Raw genomic sequence first — 17,013 nt, 5'->3', positions numbered from 1 at the left:
ACGTGCGTCTTGGAACCCTTCTCCGCTCAGGGCCAGCCGCCTGGGTTGCGCTCGTCTTGCTGCCGGTCCTGTTCTGGTTCGGTGCAAACAACACGGACTCGGTCATTGAGTACTGGGAGTCCGCCACCGCGCAGTCACTGATCGTGCTTGGCTTTGTGAGCGCCGGGTGCGGCGCCTGTGCCGCGTGGGAATCCGCAAGGGTTCACCGTGCGGAGATCGACGGCTGGGCTCCCGCCCGCAGCCGTTTTCGCATCGCGTGGCTGCATCTCGCCCCCGTCATGGTGCTGGGACTGCTCGGTGTGCTCGCAAGTCTCGTGGCCTATTCCTCGATCGCTCTCGGGGCACCTGGCTTCCCAAGCTTGGGAATTCTGTTCATGGCTTACGCAGTTGTGGTGTCCCATATCGCGCTCGGCTGGCTCGTAGGGTCCCGGATGCCGCGGGTCCTGGGCGTCGCAGTGATGCTCATCTTCGGCTATTTGTGGGGGTTCTGGCCGGCCGCGCTGGGTGAATTGCCCTGGCTGCGGCACCTCAACGGCCAGGGACTGGTGGAGTGTTGCAGCATTGACCAAACCGCCTCGGTCCGCAGTATGGCCGCCACCATCGTCTTCTCCGCCGGACTCGCAGCCGCCGCTCTGATTGCCACCGCACTCGGCACCAGGCGCCGACGGCATCAGGCGTACGCCGTGATCGCCGGTGCTCTTGGCATCGCGGGCGCAGTCCTCCTGGCCATGCCGCTTAAGTTCGAGGGCGTGCAGGCCCGGGATCCCGGGCTCCGCAAGTGTGAAGGGGAACGTGTCCAGGTTTGCGTATGGCCGGAGCAGTACGACAGGCAGGGCGACATGGTTCGCTGGGCGCAGGGCGCTGAGCGCCGCCTGAGCAGAGTCGGAGTCGTCTTGACATCACCCGTCGAGTTCGGCGAGCCGCGTCCCAGTGAGAGCACGGTCCGGGCCGTCACCGCCACCAGCGTACTGCCGGATGCCCCGCCGGATTGTGCGACGAAACGAGGAGCCGAGTATCCCGGGGACGCTGCACACAGCGTGATCTACGCCTGGTTGTCGCTGACTGCAGGTGAGCCCGAGAGCGAGCTGGTGACGTACTGGCAGCCCGAGGCGGTCGCTCTCGCCGGCCAGGTACGGAAGCTGTCTCCCGCCCAGCAACATGCCTGGTATGAGCGCAACATGCGATCCGTTTTGGACTGTTCGGTGAAGACGGACCTCAGCCCTGCTTCCTTCCGACACTCGGGGGACGAGCAGTCGTGACCTGGTGGTTTCGCGTGCACATGGTGCACGCCTCGTGGGCCTCTGTGCTGGCTTGCTTCATCCTGGCACCGCTGCTCGCCGGGTCAGCACTTCCTATCCCCTCGCTCTTTGGCGGTTTGGGGTCAGGGATTCCGCTGCCCTTGGTTCTCCCGGTGGCACCCGTCTGCTTTCTTCTGCACGCCATGAGTAGAACGCCCGAGGAGGCCGATGCCACTGCGGTCCGCCCCGTGCCCACCTACCGGGCCATCCTGTTCGTAGGCGCTGCCAGTGTGGCGGTTGTCCTGGGGGCGTGCGAAGCGCAGTGGCTCGACTTCGGTCTGGGTCTCGGCGTGGCGCGGAATCTCGGGGGGTATCTCGGCGTGGGCCTGATCGTCCAGTACTTCGTCGGCTCCACGTACGGCCCGTTGGCCGTCGCCGCCCTCCCCGTGTGCTGCGCGCTCATCGGCCTGGGGCCTGACCAGAAGCCGTACCCCTGGGCGTGGCCACTGCATGAGAGTGCTTCTCTCCCGGCTGCGGCCGCCGCCCTCACGCTCTTCACAGCAGGAGCGGTCTTGGTCTTGAGACGAATTGTGGGTTCCCGACCGTAGGCCAAGGGTGGGCATAGTCTGCTCCGTCATCGAGAAGGCCTTCGCCTGGCTGCTCCCACTGGCCGAGGCGGGTGTCGGGATTGTGGGAGAGGGCCCAGGCAGCCGCGATGCCGGTGGACGCATTACTCTGCGGCTTCGCCCAAGGGATGCCAGACCCCCCGGTTCTCCTGAGTAAGGTCGAGAACGGGAAACGGAGCCGAAGCCACCACGCCAGTCCCCTACTCAGAGATCGTTTCCGAGGTCAAATTCAGAGCAGGAGCGAGGCGACAGTGACTGTGGCCGGGTGCACCTCAGTGCCGTTGCGATGGTGGATAACCGGTCGAACTTGCACACGGTTGAAGGTCCGGGCTTCGGCCAGTAGGTGCACCTGGCCGTGGCCCCGGTCACTGCCCCGCTTCGAGGGCGGCGCGCCACGCCGGGCTGTCCACATAGTGGTTGTCGTACCGCTCGGAGGAGTCCTTGATCTCCTGCGGGCTCGCCTCGCCGCGCATCACGCGGCCGAGGAGGCGCAGGTAGTCGAAGCGCGGCATGCCCGGCGTGAAGACGAACAGGACGTCGGCCTCGGAGCCGGGGGCCGCGGCGAAGGCGTGCGGGGTGTGCGGCGGCACGAGCAGGAAGTCGCCCTGCTCCAGCACCTTCACCTCGTCGTCGACGAGCACCTGGAGGGCGCCGCCGATGACGAAGAACAGCTCCGAGGCCTTGGTGTGGAAGTGGGCGGGGGCGCCGACGGCTCCCTCGGCGAAGGTCGAGCGGTAGCTGGTGACGGAGCTGCCGTCGGTGCCGGAGTCGGCGAGCAGGGTCATGACGCTGCTCGGGTCGCTGGTGGTCTCGGCGGTGGCGGCGCGCGTCAGAACCGGCTTGAGGATGTTGGTGTTCATGGTCGTTCTCCCTGCTCCGGGCGGTGGTCCCGGGTTCCCCCGTGGCCTTGTGAGTACGACTCTAGGCGTGCGATTGCCCCGACGTATGGTGCAGTTCGGGTCCAGAAACATGGGGCAATTCCGAGACCCGGCCGCCGCTCAGAGCGAGCCGCCTGCCCTGGAATCGTGAGCGCAGCCGCCGGTCGTGGCTGACGATCACCAGGGTGCCCCGGAAGTGCGCGAGCGCCGCCTCCAGGTCCTCCACCAGGGCGGGGGACAGGTGGTTCGTCGGCTCGTCGAGGAGGAGCAGGTCCAAGGGACGGGCGACCAGTTGGGCCAGTTCGACGCGGCGCCGCTGGCCCACGGAGAGCTCCCGCACCGGCCGGGTGACGTCCTCCTCCCGGAAGAGCCCGAGGCCCAGCAGCTCGTCCCGCCGCTCCTCGCCGAAGAGGGACAGCGCCGAACGGCCCTCCTGCCACAGCGAGTTGCCCTGCCGCAGGAACCCGACGCGCGCGGGGCGCCGGATGTGACCGCTGTCGGGCGCCACCTCCCCGGCGAGGAGCCCCAGCAGCGTGGACTTGCCCGCGCCGTTGGGCCCGGCGACGAGAACCCGCTCACCGGCACCGATCCGCAGCGCCCCTTCGATGCTCAGGCGGTCCGCCACTCGTACGTCGGTCAGCTCGGCCGCGCCGGCCGCCTCCCCCTGGATTCCCGCCGTGAGGCGCAACGGTCTCGGGGGCGGCGGGACGGGATGGTCGGTGAGGCGCTGCAACCGTTCGCGGGCGTTGCGGATGCGGCCCATGGCGCCGTGCGCCCGCGACCTCGCGCGGAACGCGCCCGCGCCGCTGAAGGCGCTCGGCGCCTTGCGGGGGATCGCCGCGAGCAGCCCGATGTTCGACTCGGCGAGCGCGGAGTGGCGGGCGACCTCGGCGCGCCACGTCTCGTACTCCCGCTCGTGGCGGGCGCGTTCGGCCGCCTTGGCGGTCAGGTATCCGGCGTAGCCGTTGCCGTAGCGCCGTACGGTGCGCTCGTCGCCGTCCACCTCCAGGATCGTCGTGGTGACCCGGTCCAGGAAGGCCCGGTCGTGTGTGACGGCGACGACCGTGCCGCGGTGGGCGCGCAGCCGGTCCTCCAGCCAGCGCACGGCCTCGTCGTCCAGGTCGTTCGTCGGCTCGTCGAGGAGCAGCAGCTCCGGGTCGGACGCGAGGGTCGCGGCGAGCGCCAGGCGGGAGCGCCGGCCTCCGGAGAGCGTGCCGAGCGGCCGCGCGCGCTCCAGCGGTGCCCGCTCGCCGAGGTGGCGCAGCGTGACCTCCACGCGCCGGTCGGCGTCGTGCCCGCCGCGCGCCTCGAAGGCGGCGACCAGGGCGGCGTAACGGTCGTACGCCGCCGCGTCCGCACCCTCCAGCTCCGCCTCGGCAGCCCGGATGCGCCGCTCCAGGGAGCGCAGTTCGGCGAGGGCGAGGTCGATCGCGTCGCCGACGGTCGCCGTGTCCGGCAGGTCGAGGGTCTGGGCGAGGTGCCCGGTGCCACCGGGGGCGCTGACGGTGACCGTGCCGTTGTCGGGCGCCTCCCGCCCGGCGATCAGCCGCAGCAGGGTGGACTTGCCCGAGCCGTTGTCGCCGATGACACCGGCTCGCTCACCGGGGCGGACGGTGAGGGAGACGCCGTCGAGGACCACGTGGTCGTCGTAGCGCTTGGTGACGTGGGTGAGGGTGAGCTGAGAGGGCGTGGCGGAGATGGCGGGGAGGGCGGAGGGTGCGGTTGCTGGGAACAAGTAGGTCCTTCGGCTGGGGGCAGCGGGCACGGAGACCAGGACGGCGTCCTTGAGACGAAACGTGCCGTCTCGCTCCGGTAGGGAGACTGTAGCGTGTCATCTCCCCCATGGCAAGACGTTCCGTCTCGTCAGTTCAGGGCAGCTCGCTGGGCGGTGGCGTCGCCGCCCCCGGCAGCCGTACCGAGGCGACCGTGCCGCCGCCGTCCGCCGTGCTCAGGGTCACCTCGCCGCCCGACTGGCGTACCGTGCGGGCCACGATCGACAGGCCCAGGCCCGAACCCGGCAGGCTCCGCGCGGTGGGCGAGCGCCAGAAGCGGTCGAAGACGTGGGGGAGCTCCTCGGCGGGGATGCCGGGACCGTGGTCGCGCACCGTCAGCTCGCCCTCCCGAAGGGCGACCTCGATGGCCGAGCCCGGGGGGCCGAACTTCACCGCGTTGTCCAGGAGGTTGACCACGGCGCGCTCCAGGGCGGCCGGTTCCGCGCGGACGTACCAGGGGTTGAGATCCGCCGTGAAGGTCAGCTCGGGGCCGCGCAGCCGGGCCCGGTCCAGGGCCGCTTCCACGATGTCGTGCAGGGCGATGACCTGGACCTTGGCGCCGCCGTGGCCCGCGTCGGGCCGGGACAGCTCCTGGAGGTCCCCGATCAGCGCGGCCAGTTCCGTCATCTGCGCCTTGACGGAGGCGAGCAGCGCCCTGCGGTCGTCGGGCGGGATGGCCCGGCCGGTGTCCTCGCTGCGGGCGAGCAGTTCGATGTTCGTACGCAAGGAAGTCAGTGGGGTGCGCAACTCGTGGCCCGCGTCGGCGATCAGTTGCTGCTGGAGGTCGCGGGAGGAGGCCAGCGAGGCGGTCATGGAGTTGAAGGACTCCGAGAGGCGGGCGATCTCGTCGCCGCCCTCGACGGGGATACGAAGGTCCAGGTCCTCGGTGCGGGCCACGTGCTCCACGGCCTCGGTGAGGCGGTCCACCGGGCGCAGGCCGGTGCGGGCCACCCAGAGGCCGGCCGCGCCCGCGCCGAGGATGCCGACGCCGCCCACCACCGAGAGCAGCAGGGTGAGGTTGTCGAGCGTGTCGTGGACCTCGCTGAGGGGGCGGGCCAGGGAGACGGCGTACGGGCTGCCGTCCAGCGGGAAGGTGAGCACGCGGTACTCGGTGCCGTCGGACGCCGTCGCGTCGTGGAAGGTGGGCGGCGACTCGCGGAGGGCGACCTCGGTGTCCGCCTTCTTCAGGTCGAGGCTCTGCTTGCCGAGGACGACACAGCTGCCGCCGGTCTGGTCGACGACCTGCACGGTCTGGTCGAGCAGGTTCGGTGACGCGTTGTTCTGGTCGACGATCGTGCGGCGGCAGCGGCCGTCCCCGTCGATCATGCCGTTCACATAGTCGTCCCAGGGGTCGGACACGCGACTCTGGTTCAGCGAGTCGTCCAGCGAGTCGACCAGCGCGTCCCGCACCACGAACCAGCAGACCGCCGCCGCCATCGCCACCGCGACCGCCACCGCCGTGGCGACCAGCAGCGCGAGCCGGGAGCGCAGCGGCAGCCTCCGGAACCGCCGTACGGGGCCGCTCACTCGCCGCCCCGCAGCACATACCCCACGCCCCGCACCGTGTGCACCAGGCGCGGCTCGCCGGCCGCCTCCGTCTTGCGGCGAAGGTACATCACGTACACGTCCAGGGAGTTGGAGGACGGCTCGAAGTCGAAGCCCCAGACCGCCTTGAGGATCTGCTCGCGGGTCAGGACCTGGCGGGGGTGCGCGAGGAACATCTCCAGGAGGGTGAACTCGGTGCGGGTCAGCTCGACGGTCCGCCCGCCCCGCGTGACCTCGCGCGTCGCGAGATCCATCCGCAGGTCGGCGAAGGCGAGGGTGTCGCCCTCCTCGGCCTGCCCCGCCCCGGCTGCGTACGAACTGCGCCTGAGCAGGGCCCGGATGCGGGCGAAGAGCTCGTCCAGTTCGAAGGGCTTGACGAGGTAGTCGTCGGCGCCCGCGTCGAGTCCCGTGACGCGGTCGCCGACCGTGTCCCGCGCGGTCAGCATCAGGATCGGTGTGGTGGAGCCGGTGGCGCGGAGCCTGCGGGCGGCGGTGAGGCCGTCCATGCGGGGCATCTGGATGTCGAGCACGACCAGGTCGGGGCGGTACGCCGCGGCCTTCTCCAGGGCGTCGGCACCGTCGACGGCGACCTCGGTGCCGTACCCCTCGAAGGCGAGGCTGCGGCGCAACGCCTCCCGCACGGCGGGCTCGTCGTCCACGATCAGGACGCGCTGCTGCTCGCGGTCACCGGTGCGGTCGCCATCGGCGGGATTCATGGGCTTCGGACTTCCTCGGGAAAGGGGTGGAACGGGCCGGTATCAGCCTCGCACGCGAGGCGCGGTCCGGCCGCCCTCAGGTCCTGTCAGGCCTTGGACCCCGACCGCAGCGTGCCGAGGTCGTCCTTGACGGTGTTGATGGGGATGGCGAAGCCGAGGCCGACGCTGCCCGAGGCCGAGTCGCCGCCGCCCTGGGCCGACGAACTGGGCGAGTACATCGCGGAGTTGATGCCGACGACGGCTCCGTTCATGTCGATGAGGGCGCCGCCGGAGTTGCCGGGGTTGAGCGAGGCGTCGGTCTGGAGCGCCTTGTACGTGGTCTTCGACGACCCGGTGTCGCCGTTGAACTCCTGCCCGCCGAACTCGAACGGCCAACCGCCCTGCGGACTCTGCGGCTGCTCCTGGCCCTCGCCGGTGGAGACGGTGACGTCCCGGTCGAGTGCGGAGACGATGCCGCTGGTGACGGTGCCGGTCAGGCCCTCGGGGGAGCCGATGGCGACGACCTCGTCGCCGACCTCGACGTCGTCGGAGTCGCCGAGCGTCGCGGGCTTGAGCCCGGAGGCGTCCTTCAGCTGGATGAGCGCGAGGTCCTTCTTGCTGTCGGTGCCGACGATCTCGGCGTCGTACGTCTTGCCGTCGTTCGTCCGCACCTTGATCGAGGTGGCCCCGGAGATCACGTGGTTGTTGGTGATGACCTCACCGTCGCTCTTGGTGATCACACCGGAACCGGTCGACTTGCCCTGGGCGGAGGTGGCGCTGATCTCGACGATGCTGGGGCCGACCGCCTCCGCGACCCCGGAGACGGTGCCCTTCTTGCTGGTCGGCACGGCCGCCGCACTGGTGGCGGGGGCGGTGCTGCCCGGGTCGGTCAGCGTCTGCACGGCGTACGCGGTGCCGCCACCCACGGCCGCCGCCGCGATGGCGACGGCCGCGAGCAGGGCCACGGGACCCTTGGCCCTGCGCCGCCGCGGGGCGGGCCCGTGGGGTGCCTCCGGCGCGTAGGTGGGCGGGGGCGGAAAGGCGCCCCGCGTACCGCCGTGGTGCACAGGCGCTGACGACTGCTGCTGGGGGTACTCGCCGCTGTGGCGGAAGGTCTCGGTCATGTCTTCGACCTTGACGGGCGTACATGAGAGCTGCCTGAGTACGTCCTGAGAAGCCCGGCAGAAGTGCGTATGCCCCTTATAAAGGCGGGCCGGAGCGGCTACCGGCAGCCGCAGGACTGGCGTACGACCAGCCGCGAGGGGAACAGCTTCAGGCGCTCCCGGCGGGAACCGGCGACGCGCAGGCCGTCGTCCAGGACGAGGTCCACGGCGGCGCGGGCCATCGCGGGCCGGTCGGAGGCCACGGTCGTCAGCGGCGGGTCGGTGAGGCCCGCCTCCTTGACGTCGTCGAAGCCGGCGACGGCCAGCTCCCCCGGCACGTCGATCCGCAGCTCGCGCGCGGCCCGCAGCACACCGATGGCCTGGTCGTCCGTCGAGCAGAAGATGGCGGTGGGCCGGTCGGGCCCGGCGAGCAGCTCCAGGCCGACCTGATACGCGTCGTAGCGGTTGTACGGGGCTTCGAAGAGGCGTCCCTCCACCGACCGCCCGGCCTCCCGCATCGCGCGCCGCCAGCCCTCGACGTGGTCGGAGACGGGGTCGCCGACGGTCGGGGTCCCGGCCATGCCGCCGAGGCAGGCGACGTACTCGTGACCGTGTTCGAGGAGGTGCCGGGTGGCGACCTGCGCGCCGCCGACGTCGTCCGTGACGACCGCGACGTCGTCGATGGCCTCGGGCCGCTCGTGGAGCAGCACCACGCGCGCGTCCCACGCGTCTATCTCGGCGGCGGCCTGATCGGTCAGGCCGTGGCTGACGAGGATGAGGCCGGAGACCCGCATGCCGAGGAAGGCGCGCAGATAGTGGGTCTCGCGCTCCTCGACATAGTCGGAGTTGCCGACGAGGACCATCTTTCCGCGCTCGGACGCCGCCTGTTCGACGGCGTGCGTCATCTCCGCGAAGAACGGCTGGCGCGCGTCCGGCACGATCATGCCTATGAGGTCCGTACGCCGGGACGCCATGGCCTGCGCGACCCGGTCCGGGCGGTAACCCAGCTCCTTGATCGCGGCGAGTACGCGCTCGCGCGTGGCCGGGGCGACCGGCCGGGGTCCGTTATTGATGACATAACTGACGACAGCGGTCGAAGTACCCGCCAGTCGCGCCACATCGTCCCGCGTCACCTTGGCCACGCGCGCAGTCTACGCGGATGGACCTACTGCCCCGCAGGCCCTGTGACGGCTTCCTCGGCCCGGGGCGCCGCGGCCCCCTCGCCCTTGGGCTTCGCCGCCTTCGCCTTCTCCTCGTCGGCCGCCCGCTCGACCTTCTCCGGGACCACGAAGCGGTAACCGACATTCCGGACGGTGCCGATGAGCGACTCGTGCTCGACGCCGAGCTTCGCCCGCAGCCGCCGCACGTGGACGTCGACCGTGCGGGTGCCGCCGAAGTAGTCGTAGCCCCAGACCTCCTGGAGCAGCTGGGCGCGCGTGAAGACCCGGCCCGGGTGCTGCGCCAGGTACTTGAGGAGCTCGAACTCCTTGAAGGTCAGGTCGAGGACGCGGCCCTTCAGCTTCGCGCTGTACGTCGCCTCGTCCACGGAGAGGTCGCCGTTGCGGATCTCCATGGGGGAGTCGTCGGAGGTGATCTGCTGGCGGCCCATCGCGAGCCGCAGCCGCGCCTCGACCTCGGCGGGCCCGGCCGTGTCGAGGAGTACGTCGTCGATGCCCCACTCCGCGGTGACGGCCGCGAGGCCGCCCTCGGTGACCACGAGGACCAGCGGACAGCCGGGCCCGGTGGAGCGCAGCAGCTGGCAGAGGCTGCGCACCTGGGGGAGGTCGCGGCGCCCGTCGATGAGGATGACGTCGGCACCGGGGGTGTCGACGAGAGCGGGCCCCTCCGCCGGGGCGACGCGCACGTTGTGAAGGAGCAGGCCGAGGGCGGGGAGCACCTCCGTCGACGGCTGGAGGGCATTGGTCAGGAGCAGCAGAGAGCTCATCGCCCGTCACCTGCCCGGGTCGTCCTGCGTTCGTCGTGCACGTTTCGCTCGCCCATAACGTCGGTTCCTCCTCGGTCCCTGCGGAGGGGGTCCCCCTGCTCCTTTGAGCTTGGGGGCGTTTACGGCACTGCTATTGGTACGGATGCTGCTGCGATTCCGGGGGCCCGCGCCCTGGGCCGCCTGAAAGCACAAAAGGACCCGGGGGCTGCGTTGCCCGGATCCTCTGCCCAGCACAATAGCTCACATGAGTTCCGGTCCGGCAGGTCAAGCGGCGCGATCTTCTGTGCGGCCGCTCACTCGCGCTCAGCCTGGTGTTCGACGGCGCGCCACGCTCCGTACACGGGACGGGGTCGCCATCGACGCGGCGTACGACCCCGGTCCGGGGTCCCCGGCCGGGGACGGCGGCGTCGCGATCGTGCTCGCGCACGGCTTCACCGGAGACCTCGCGCGGCCCCACGTGCGCCGCATCGCGGGCGTCTTCGCGCAGTGTGCGGCCGTGATCACGTTCTCCTTCCGGGGGCACGGCGCGTCCGGCGGGCACTCCACGGTCGGCGACCGCGAGGTGCTGGACCTGGCGGCGGCGGTGGAGTGGGCGCGCTCGCTCGGTCACGCGCATGTGGTGACCGTCGGCTTCTCGATGGGCGGTTCCGTCGTGCTCCGTCACGGTGCGTCGCACCGGGGGCGCACGGAAGCGCGGACCGACGCGGTCGTCGCGGTCAGCGCCCCGGCACGCTGGTACTACCGGGGAACGGCGCCGATGCGGCGGCTGCACTGGGTCGTGACGCGGCCCACAGGGCGTGTGGTCGGCCGCTTCGGGCTGCGCACCCGGATCCACCCGCACGAGTGGGACCCCGTCCCCCTCTCGCCGGTCGAATCCGTCCCCCTGTTCGGCGCGACACCGCTGCTCGTCGTGCACGGCACCCGCGATCCCTACTTCCCCGTCGACCACCCCCGGATGCTGGCCGCCGCCGCGCCGGAAGGGGCCGAACTGTGGCTGGAGGAAGGCATGGGGCACGCGGAGCACGCGGCCTCGGACGAGCTCGCGGGGCGGATCGCGGCGTGGGCCACGGCATCATGGACGTCGGCAACCGCCGACTGAAAGGGGAGTCGCATGGTGAACGGCACCATTCGCTACTGGGCCGCTGCCAAGGCGGCCGCGGGCGTCGCCGAGGAGCCGTACGCGGCGGCGACGCTCGCCGAAGCGCTGGACGCCGCCCGTGAGCGGCACCCCGGAGAGCTCGTCCGGGTCCTGAAGCGATGCTCCTTCCTGGTCGACGGCGACCCCGTCGGGACCCGCGGGCATGAGACCGTACGGCTGGCCGAGGGCGGCACGGTCGAGGTGCTCCCGCCGTTCGCAGGAGGATGAGCGCCATGTCCAATCAGCCGTACGAGGGCTATCAGGGCCATGAGGGGTACGACCCCTACGCCGGGCAGCAGTATCCGGAGCAGCAGCAGTACGCCCAGCAGCAGTATCCGGAGCAGCAGCAGTACTCGCAGCAGCAGTACCCGCAGCAACAGCAGTACCCGCAGGCCTACCCCCAGGATCAGTACTCCCAGGATCAGTACGCCCAGGGGCAGTACCCCCAGGGCCAGTACCCCCAGGGCCAGTACCCCCAGGACCAGTACACCCAGCAATGGGAGGGCCAGACCTGGGAGGCGCAGGCGCAGCCGCCCGCCCCGGCGGTGGACATGACGGAGACGGCGTACCTGCCGCAGCAGAGCGAGGCGTACGCCCCGGCACACCGGGCGGCCCCCGTGCCCGCGCCCGCACCGGCAGCGGCAGCCGCAGGACCCGCGTACGGTTCCGCCACCACCACCGGCAACCCCCGCGTCACCGACGCCCAGCGCGCCCGCGCCGAGGGGCGTTCGCCGATCATCGAGCCGGGGATGCAGCCCGCCGCCCTCACCGCGGTCCTCGGGCTGCTGCTCGCGGCCGGCGCCGCCACCGGGCCGTACGCCCTGCTCGTGCCGCTGGTGATCCTCCAGGCCGTGACCGCCGCCGGTTGGTTCCGGCTCAACGGCATGTGGCCCGCCCGGCAGGGCATCGCGCTCGCCTTCCTCGGCGGTGTCGTAGCCGACGTCGTGCTGCTCGCCGTGGGCAAGGAGCACGCGCCCGCCGCCATCCTCGGCACCCTCGGCGTGTGGGTGCTGCTGGTGCTCGTCCTCCAGCTGCGCAGCCGGGCCGGGGCGGACGAGCGGATGTACGGGCTGATGGCCACCGTGGTCTCCGCCGCGCTCGCGATCATCGCCGCCGGGCACCTCGCGGCCGCCTCCGACGCCGTCACCGTGGGCTGCGTCGCGGTCGCCGTCGCGGTCGTCGCCCGCGCGCTGCCGCTGCCCACGCCCGTCTCCGTCGTCGTCGCGCTGCTCGCGGCCGCCGGCGCCGGGGTCGTGCTGGGCGGCATGACGGACCTGGGCGGCAAGGGCGCGCTGCTCGCCCTCGGCGCCGGGGTCTGCGCGCTGATCGGGCACCGCGCCGCGAGCTACGACTACCCGTCGCGCTTCGTGCACATGACGGCGGGCGTCGCGCTCCCGCTGGCCGCCGCCGCGCCGGCCGTCTACGTCCTCGGCCGTGCCATCGGCTGACGTCCGTACGCGATCGTCACAGCTGATCGACAGGTCCCCGGCCGGGCCCGAAGGCCGGGGACCTGTCCTTTAGGCTCGCGGCAAGGACAGTTGATACGGGGGATCAAGGTGGGGGAAGACCGGACATGAGCAAGCGCGCCGTACGAATACTTCTGGTCGTCGTCGTGATCCTCGGGGGTCTGTTCGTGGCGGCCGACCGGCTCGCCGTGAACTTCGCCGAGAACGAGGCGGCGGAGAAGCTGCGCACCAGCGAGGGGCTGAGCGAGGCCCCCGAGGTCTCCATCCAGGGTTTCCCCTTCCTGACCCAGGTCGCGGGCGGTGAGCTCGACGACGTGGAGATCGGCATCAAGGACTACGACGCCCGGTCCGGGTCCGACTCGATCCGCATCGCCGATCTGACCGCCCACATGAAGGGCGTGAAGTTCTCCGGCGACTACAGCTCGGCGACGGCCGCGACCGCCACGGGCACCGCGCACGTCTCGTACGACGAGCTGCTGAAGGCCGGCAAGTCCGAGCCCGTGTCGCTGCCGCTCGGCGCCACCGGCAAGGTCGTCGGCCTCTCCGACGGGGGCAACGGCAAGATCAAGGTCGAGGTCGAGGTCAGCAAGGGCGGCGCGAAGCTGCCCAAGCCCGTCCACGTGCTCAGCTCCCTGCGGGTCGAGGGCGACACCATCAAGGTCCACGCCGACGAGATCCCGAAGAAGCTGGAGATCCTCGGTGTCGCCGTCCCGCTGCCCGAGGGCATGGTCCGCGACGTCACCGACTTCGAGCAGAGGATCGACGACCTGCCGGCCGGGATCAAGCTGGAGAAGGTCGAGGCGGCGCCGGACGGTGTGGACATGACCGTGACCGGCTCGGACGTGAGCCTGACCGGCTGAACCCCGCCCCCCCCCGCAGGGCTCCGTCCGCAGTGCGAGACGGACCCGTCCGGCGGGCGGATGTGACGGGCACGACACGGAGCCCGGGGCCCCACCGGGGCGGCCCCGGGCTTCAACCATTCCCACATCGTGGACGATCGTGTCTCAGTATGCGGAGCGCCGGTGACACAGCCGCCTTCGCATCCCTACGATCGGCCCTATGAACCGACAGGCGGACCTCACGAAGCGGCGGGCAGTAGACCTGTGCCGCGTCGCCGCCATGCTCTGTCGCACCTTCTAGCGGGAGTCGCACCTCCCGTATTCCCCCGGCCCGTTGACGACATCGGTCAGGGCCACCCCCCGTGCCACGTACGCCGCGCCTCCCCGCGCGTCTCAGCCGTACCCGCACGTCCCCTCGCAACGCCGCACCGCCGTAACTGCCCCGGAGGAGAGAAGCATGAGCCGCAGCGACGTCCTGGTAGACGCCGACTGGGTCGAGGCCCACATCGACGACCCGAAGGTCGTCCTCGTCGAGGTCGACGAGGACACCTCCGCGTACGACAAGAACCACATCAAGAACGCGATCCGCATCGACTGGACCAAGGACCTCCAGGACCCGGTCCGCCGTGACTTCATCGACCAGGAGGGCTTCGAGAAGCTCCTGTCGGCGAAGGGCATCGCGAACGACTCCACCGTCGTCCTCTACGGCGGCAACAACAACTGGTTCGCGTCGTACGCCTTCTGGTACTTCAAGCTCTACGGCCACCAGGACGTGCGGCTGCTCGACGGCGGCCGCAAGAAGTGGGAGCTGGACTCCCGCGACCTGGTCGACGGCTCCGAGGTACCGAACCGTCCCGCCACCGAGTACAAGGCCAAGCCGCAGGACACCTCGATCCGCGCCTTCCGCGACGACGTCGTGGCCGCGATCGGCGCGCAGAACCTGGTCGACGTGCGCTCGCCCGACGAGTTCAGCGGCAAGCTGCTCGCCCCGGCCCACCTCCCGCAGGAGCAGTCGCAGCGCCCCGGCCACGTGCCGAGCGCCCGCAACATCCCGTGGTCGAAGAACGCCAACGACGACGGCACGTTCAAGTCCGACGAGGAGCTCAAGGCCCTCTACGAGGCCGAGCGGGTGGACCTGTCGAAGGACACGATCGCCTACTGCCGCATCGGTGAGCGCTCCGCCCTGACCTGGTTCGTCCTGCACGAGCTGCTCGGCCAGACCAACGTCAAGAACTACGACGGCTCCTGGACCGAGTACGGCTCCCTCGTCGGCGTGCCGATCGAGCTCGGCGCCGACAAGTAAGCCTCCCGACCCTCCCCTCATCCTCAGGAACCTCAGGAGTACGACATGTGTGGAGCAAAGGCCGGCGGCCCCGACGTCTCGACGATCAAGCCCGGTGAGACCACGATCCAGGGCCAGGTGACCCGCGACGGCGAGCCCGTCACCGGTTACGTGCGCCTGCTCGACTCGACCGGCGAGTTCACCGCCGAGGTCCCCACCTCGGCCACCGGACAGTTCCGCTTCTACGCCGCCGAGGGCACGTGGACCGTCCGGGCGCTGGTCCCCGGCGGCACGGCCGACCGCAAGGTCGTCGCCCAGCCGGGTGGCCTCGCGGAGGTCGCGATCGCGGTCTGATCCGCGCCGCACCGTGAACGGCCGAAGGGCCGCACCCCAGGGGGTTGGACGCCACTGGAACGGGGTGCGGCTCTTCGGCTACCGGCGGCGTCTGCCGTCCAGCTCGTCCCACCACTCGTCCGACTTGGGATCCCCGGAGGGATCGTCCCTCCCCCGAGGACTCCGACAAGCTCCGTCCAGGGGGGACCCCCACCGGTCATCGGGGCCGCGCCGGTTGGCGACGACGGCCGCCAGTGGCGGGATCACCATCGCCACGACGCACATGCCGACGGCGACCGGCACCGACCACAGCCGCACGACGCCCCACGCCAGGACGAACAACGTGAGGCACGTCCCCATCATCACGAAGTACACATGGCGCCTGCGCGCGTACATACGCCCAGCGTACGACCGGGCGGCCTCAGTACACGAGCGCCTGCACGCCCTCCGTCGTCGCCTCCTGGACGAAGACCTGCGCACCCGCGATCCGCACGCCGGGGATGACGTCCTGCTCCGAGATGTCGCGGCGCGCCGCGCACTGCGTGCAGAGCGTGATCCGGCCCGCCGACATGACCGAGTCGATCAGATCCGGCAGCGGCGCCGCATGCGGAAGGTCGAATTCCGCCGCGCGGCCCGGCAGCGCGAACCACGACGACTCGCCGGTCAGCCAGAGCGACACCTCCACCCCGCTGGCCACGGCCACGGCCGCCACCGTGAAGGCCTGGGAGCAGCGCTCGGGGGCGTCGGCCCCGGCGGTCACCTTGATCACGAGCTTCTTCGCCATGGCGGCATCGTAAGGCCCCACACGTAAGGGCCCTCACAGAGAGAGACGGGCGCCGCCCGACTACAGTGGGACCGGCTCTGATACCTGCCCCAACAGCTCACCGAGGAGCACCCCGTGCTTGAGGCCTTCTTCTCCGCCCTGCTGGTCCTGGTCTGCGTCGGCGTTCTCGCCTTCGCCGGGCTCACCGTGAAGAAGCTGTACCAGGGCCAGCGCTGATACCCGCCACCCTCCCCACCACCACAGATCGCCTGAGCTTCCCATGATCGAGATTCCGTCCGACCTGAACCCCTCCCTCGTCCCCCTCGCCTTCCTCCTCGGCAACTGGGCGGGCGCGGGCGTCACCGACTTCCCCGGCGCCGAGAAGGCGAACTTCGGCCAGGAGGTCTCCTTCACGCACGACGGGCGGGACTTCATCGAGTACCGCTCGTACACCTGGGTGCTCGACTCCGAGGGCAACAAGGTCAAGCCGCTGGAGTCCGAGTCGGGCTTCTGGCGCATTGCCGCCGAAGGTGAGGAAGGCCCCCGCAAGGTCGAGGTCGTGATGGTCCGCGACGACGGCGTCGTCGAGGTCTGGTACGGCGAGCTGGCCGACAAGAAGCCGCAGATCGACCTGGTCACGGACGCCGTCGCGCGCACCGCCGCCTCCGGCCCCTACACCGGCGGCAAGCGGCTCTACGGCTATGTGAAGGGCGACCTGATGTGGGTCGGCGAGAAGCAGACCCCCGAGGTGCCGCTGCGCCCCTACATGTCCGCGCAGCTCAAGAAGGTCGTCACGCCCGAGGAGGTCGCCGCCATGGCGCGCAACCTCGGCGACCTGCCCGACGACGGCATCGCTTTCTTCAAGTAGACCTAGACTCTCTGGTGTGGCGAGCACCGACTCCAGGAGCACCGACTCCGACTGGAAGAGCGACCTGCGGCAGCGCGGCTACCGGCTGACCCCGCAGCGTCAGCTCGTTCTCGAAGCCGTCGACACCCTTGAGCACGCGACCCCCGACGACATCCTCTGCGAAGTGCGCAAGACGGCGTCGGGGGTCAACATCTCCACGGTGTACCGGACCCTGGAGCTCCTGGAGGAGCTGGGCCTCGTCAGCCACGCCCACCTCGGGCACGGCGCGCCGACGTACCACCTGGCCGACCGCCACCACCACATGCACTTGGTCTGCCGGGACTGCACGGACGTCATCGAGGCCGACACCGAGGTCGCCGCGGAGTTCACCGCCAAGCTGCGCGAGACCTTCGGCTTTGACACCGACCTGAAGCACTTCGCGATCTTCGGGCAGTGCGGGAAGTGCCGCCAGGAGTAGCCGGAAGCGGCGGCGGGCGCGGGCAGGAATAAGCGTCGGGGCCCGCTGGTCGTACCCTTTGTGAA

General features: G+C 70.7%; 18 protein-coding genes. 9 read left to right on the top strand and 9 right to left on the bottom strand.

All coding sequences use genetic code 11. From position 1 onward, the window contains the following. Positions 1–2: 2 nt before the first annotated feature. The gene (locus tag KKZ08_RS18125; RefSeq protein ID WP_223775454.1) at positions 3–1,259 is read left to right on the top strand and encodes a hypothetical protein; all 1,257 of its coding nucleotides are present in this window, start codon (positions 3–5) and stop codon (positions 1,257–1,259) included. Between the two features lie 970 nt (positions 1,260–2,229). On the opposite strand, the gene KKZ08_RS18120 is transcribed toward KKZ08_RS18125, so the two are convergent. From KKZ08_RS18120 to KKZ08_RS18090, 7 genes are all read right to left on the bottom strand, one after another. Further along, complete coding sequence (locus tag KKZ08_RS18120; RefSeq protein ID WP_223775453.1) at positions 2,230–2,724, bottom strand: cupin domain-containing protein; 495 nt, start codon at positions 2,722–2,724, stop codon at positions 2,230–2,232. Positions 2,725–2,785: 61 nt separating this feature from the next. Then, on the bottom strand, positions 2,786–4,477 hold the full coding sequence (abc-f, locus tag KKZ08_RS18115) for a ribosomal protection-like ABC-F family protein (RefSeq protein ID WP_223775452.1): 1,692 nt from the start codon (positions 4,475–4,477) through the stop codon (positions 2,786–2,788). Between the two features lie 133 nt (positions 4,478–4,610). After that, positions 4,611–6,041, bottom strand: a complete 1,431-nt coding sequence (locus KKZ08_RS18110; protein WP_223775451.1) for a HAMP domain-containing sensor histidine kinase — start codon at positions 6,039–6,041, stop codon at positions 4,611–4,613. Then, entirely contained in the window at positions 6,038–6,775 is a 738-nt protein-coding gene (locus KKZ08_RS18105) for a response regulator transcription factor (protein WP_223775450.1), read from the bottom strand. Before KKZ08_RS18105 ends, KKZ08_RS18110 begins: the two co-directional genes overlap by 4 nt. A gap of 86 nt (positions 6,776–6,861) precedes the next feature. Then, positions 6,862–7,878: a trypsin-like peptidase domain-containing protein gene (locus KKZ08_RS18100; protein ID WP_223775449.1), complete on the bottom strand. Its 1,017-nt coding sequence runs from the start codon at positions 7,876–7,878 to the stop codon at positions 6,862–6,864. A 98-nt stretch (positions 7,879–7,976) separates the two neighbouring features. Next, positions 7,977–8,999, bottom strand: coding sequence for a LacI family DNA-binding transcriptional regulator (locus KKZ08_RS18095; protein ID WP_223775448.1), 1,023 nt, complete (start codon positions 8,997–8,999; stop codon positions 7,977–7,979). 23 nt (positions 9,000–9,022) lie between these two features. Next, positions 9,023–9,802, bottom strand: a complete 780-nt coding sequence (locus KKZ08_RS18090) for a response regulator transcription factor (protein WP_223775447.1) — start codon at positions 9,800–9,802, stop codon at positions 9,023–9,025. Positions 9,803–10,046: 244 nt separating this feature from the next. On the opposite strand from KKZ08_RS18090, the gene KKZ08_RS18085 reads away from it, so the two are divergent. From KKZ08_RS18085 to KKZ08_RS18060, 6 genes are all read left to right on the top strand, one after another. Next, on the top strand, positions 10,047–10,901 hold the full coding sequence (locus tag KKZ08_RS18085; protein ID WP_223775446.1) for an alpha/beta fold hydrolase: 855 nt from the start codon (positions 10,047–10,049) through the stop codon (positions 10,899–10,901). Between the two features lie 12 nt (positions 10,902–10,913). Then, the gene (locus KKZ08_RS18080; RefSeq protein ID WP_223775445.1) at positions 10,914–11,168 is read left to right on the top strand and encodes a MoaD/ThiS family protein; all 255 of its coding nucleotides are present in this window, start codon (positions 10,914–10,916) and stop codon (positions 11,166–11,168) included. A gap of 5 nt (positions 11,169–11,173) precedes the next feature. Continuing rightward, entirely contained in the window at positions 11,174–12,388 is a 1,215-nt protein-coding gene (locus KKZ08_RS18075; protein ID WP_223775444.1) for a hypothetical protein, read from the top strand. A gap of 125 nt (positions 12,389–12,513) precedes the next feature. Continuing rightward, a complete protein-coding gene (locus KKZ08_RS18070; protein WP_223775443.1) occupies positions 12,514–13,266 on the top strand; it encodes a DUF2993 domain-containing protein in 753 nt (250 codons plus the stop codon). A gap of 436 nt (positions 13,267–13,702) precedes the next feature. Next, complete coding sequence (locus KKZ08_RS18065) at positions 13,703–14,548, top strand: sulfurtransferase (protein ID WP_223775442.1); 846 nt, start codon at positions 13,703–13,705, stop codon at positions 14,546–14,548. A 45-nt stretch (positions 14,549–14,593) separates the two neighbouring features. Beyond that, positions 14,594–14,881 (top strand): DUF1416 domain-containing protein, encoded by a 288-nt coding sequence (locus KKZ08_RS18060; protein WP_223775441.1) that lies wholly within the window; start codon positions 14,594–14,596, stop codon positions 14,879–14,881. Between the two features lie 78 nt (positions 14,882–14,959). On the opposite strand, the gene KKZ08_RS18055 is transcribed toward KKZ08_RS18060, so the two are convergent. After that, positions 14,960–15,256 carry a DUF3099 domain-containing protein gene (locus KKZ08_RS18055; RefSeq protein ID WP_263303348.1) on the bottom strand — a complete coding sequence of 99 codons (297 nt, stop codon included), beginning with the start codon at positions 15,254–15,256 and terminating at the stop codon, positions 14,960–14,962. 25 nt (positions 15,257–15,281) lie between these two features. Beyond that, complete coding sequence (locus tag KKZ08_RS18050; protein ID WP_223775439.1) at positions 15,282–15,644, bottom strand: DsrE family protein; 363 nt, start codon at positions 15,642–15,644, stop codon at positions 15,282–15,284. A 259-nt stretch (positions 15,645–15,903) separates the two neighbouring features. Between KKZ08_RS18050 and KKZ08_RS18045 the strand changes: the two genes are divergently transcribed. Continuing rightward, entirely contained in the window at positions 15,904–16,491 is a 588-nt protein-coding gene (locus tag KKZ08_RS18045) for an FABP family protein (protein WP_223775438.1), read from the top strand. A 16-nt stretch (positions 16,492–16,507) separates the two neighbouring features. Then, the gene (locus tag KKZ08_RS18040) at positions 16,508–16,948 is read left to right on the top strand and encodes a transcriptional repressor (protein ID WP_223775437.1); all 441 of its coding nucleotides are present in this window, start codon (positions 16,508–16,510) and stop codon (positions 16,946–16,948) included. Positions 16,949–17,013 lie beyond the last annotated feature (65 nt).

The sequence above is a fragment of the Streptomyces sp. 135 genome (genome assembly GCF_020026305.1).
Taxonomy (GTDB): domain Bacteria; phylum Actinomycetota; class Actinomycetes; order Streptomycetales; family Streptomycetaceae; genus Streptomyces.
Note: the sequence above shows the minus strand (reverse complement) of the source record. Positions and strands in the feature narration are given on the sequence as shown.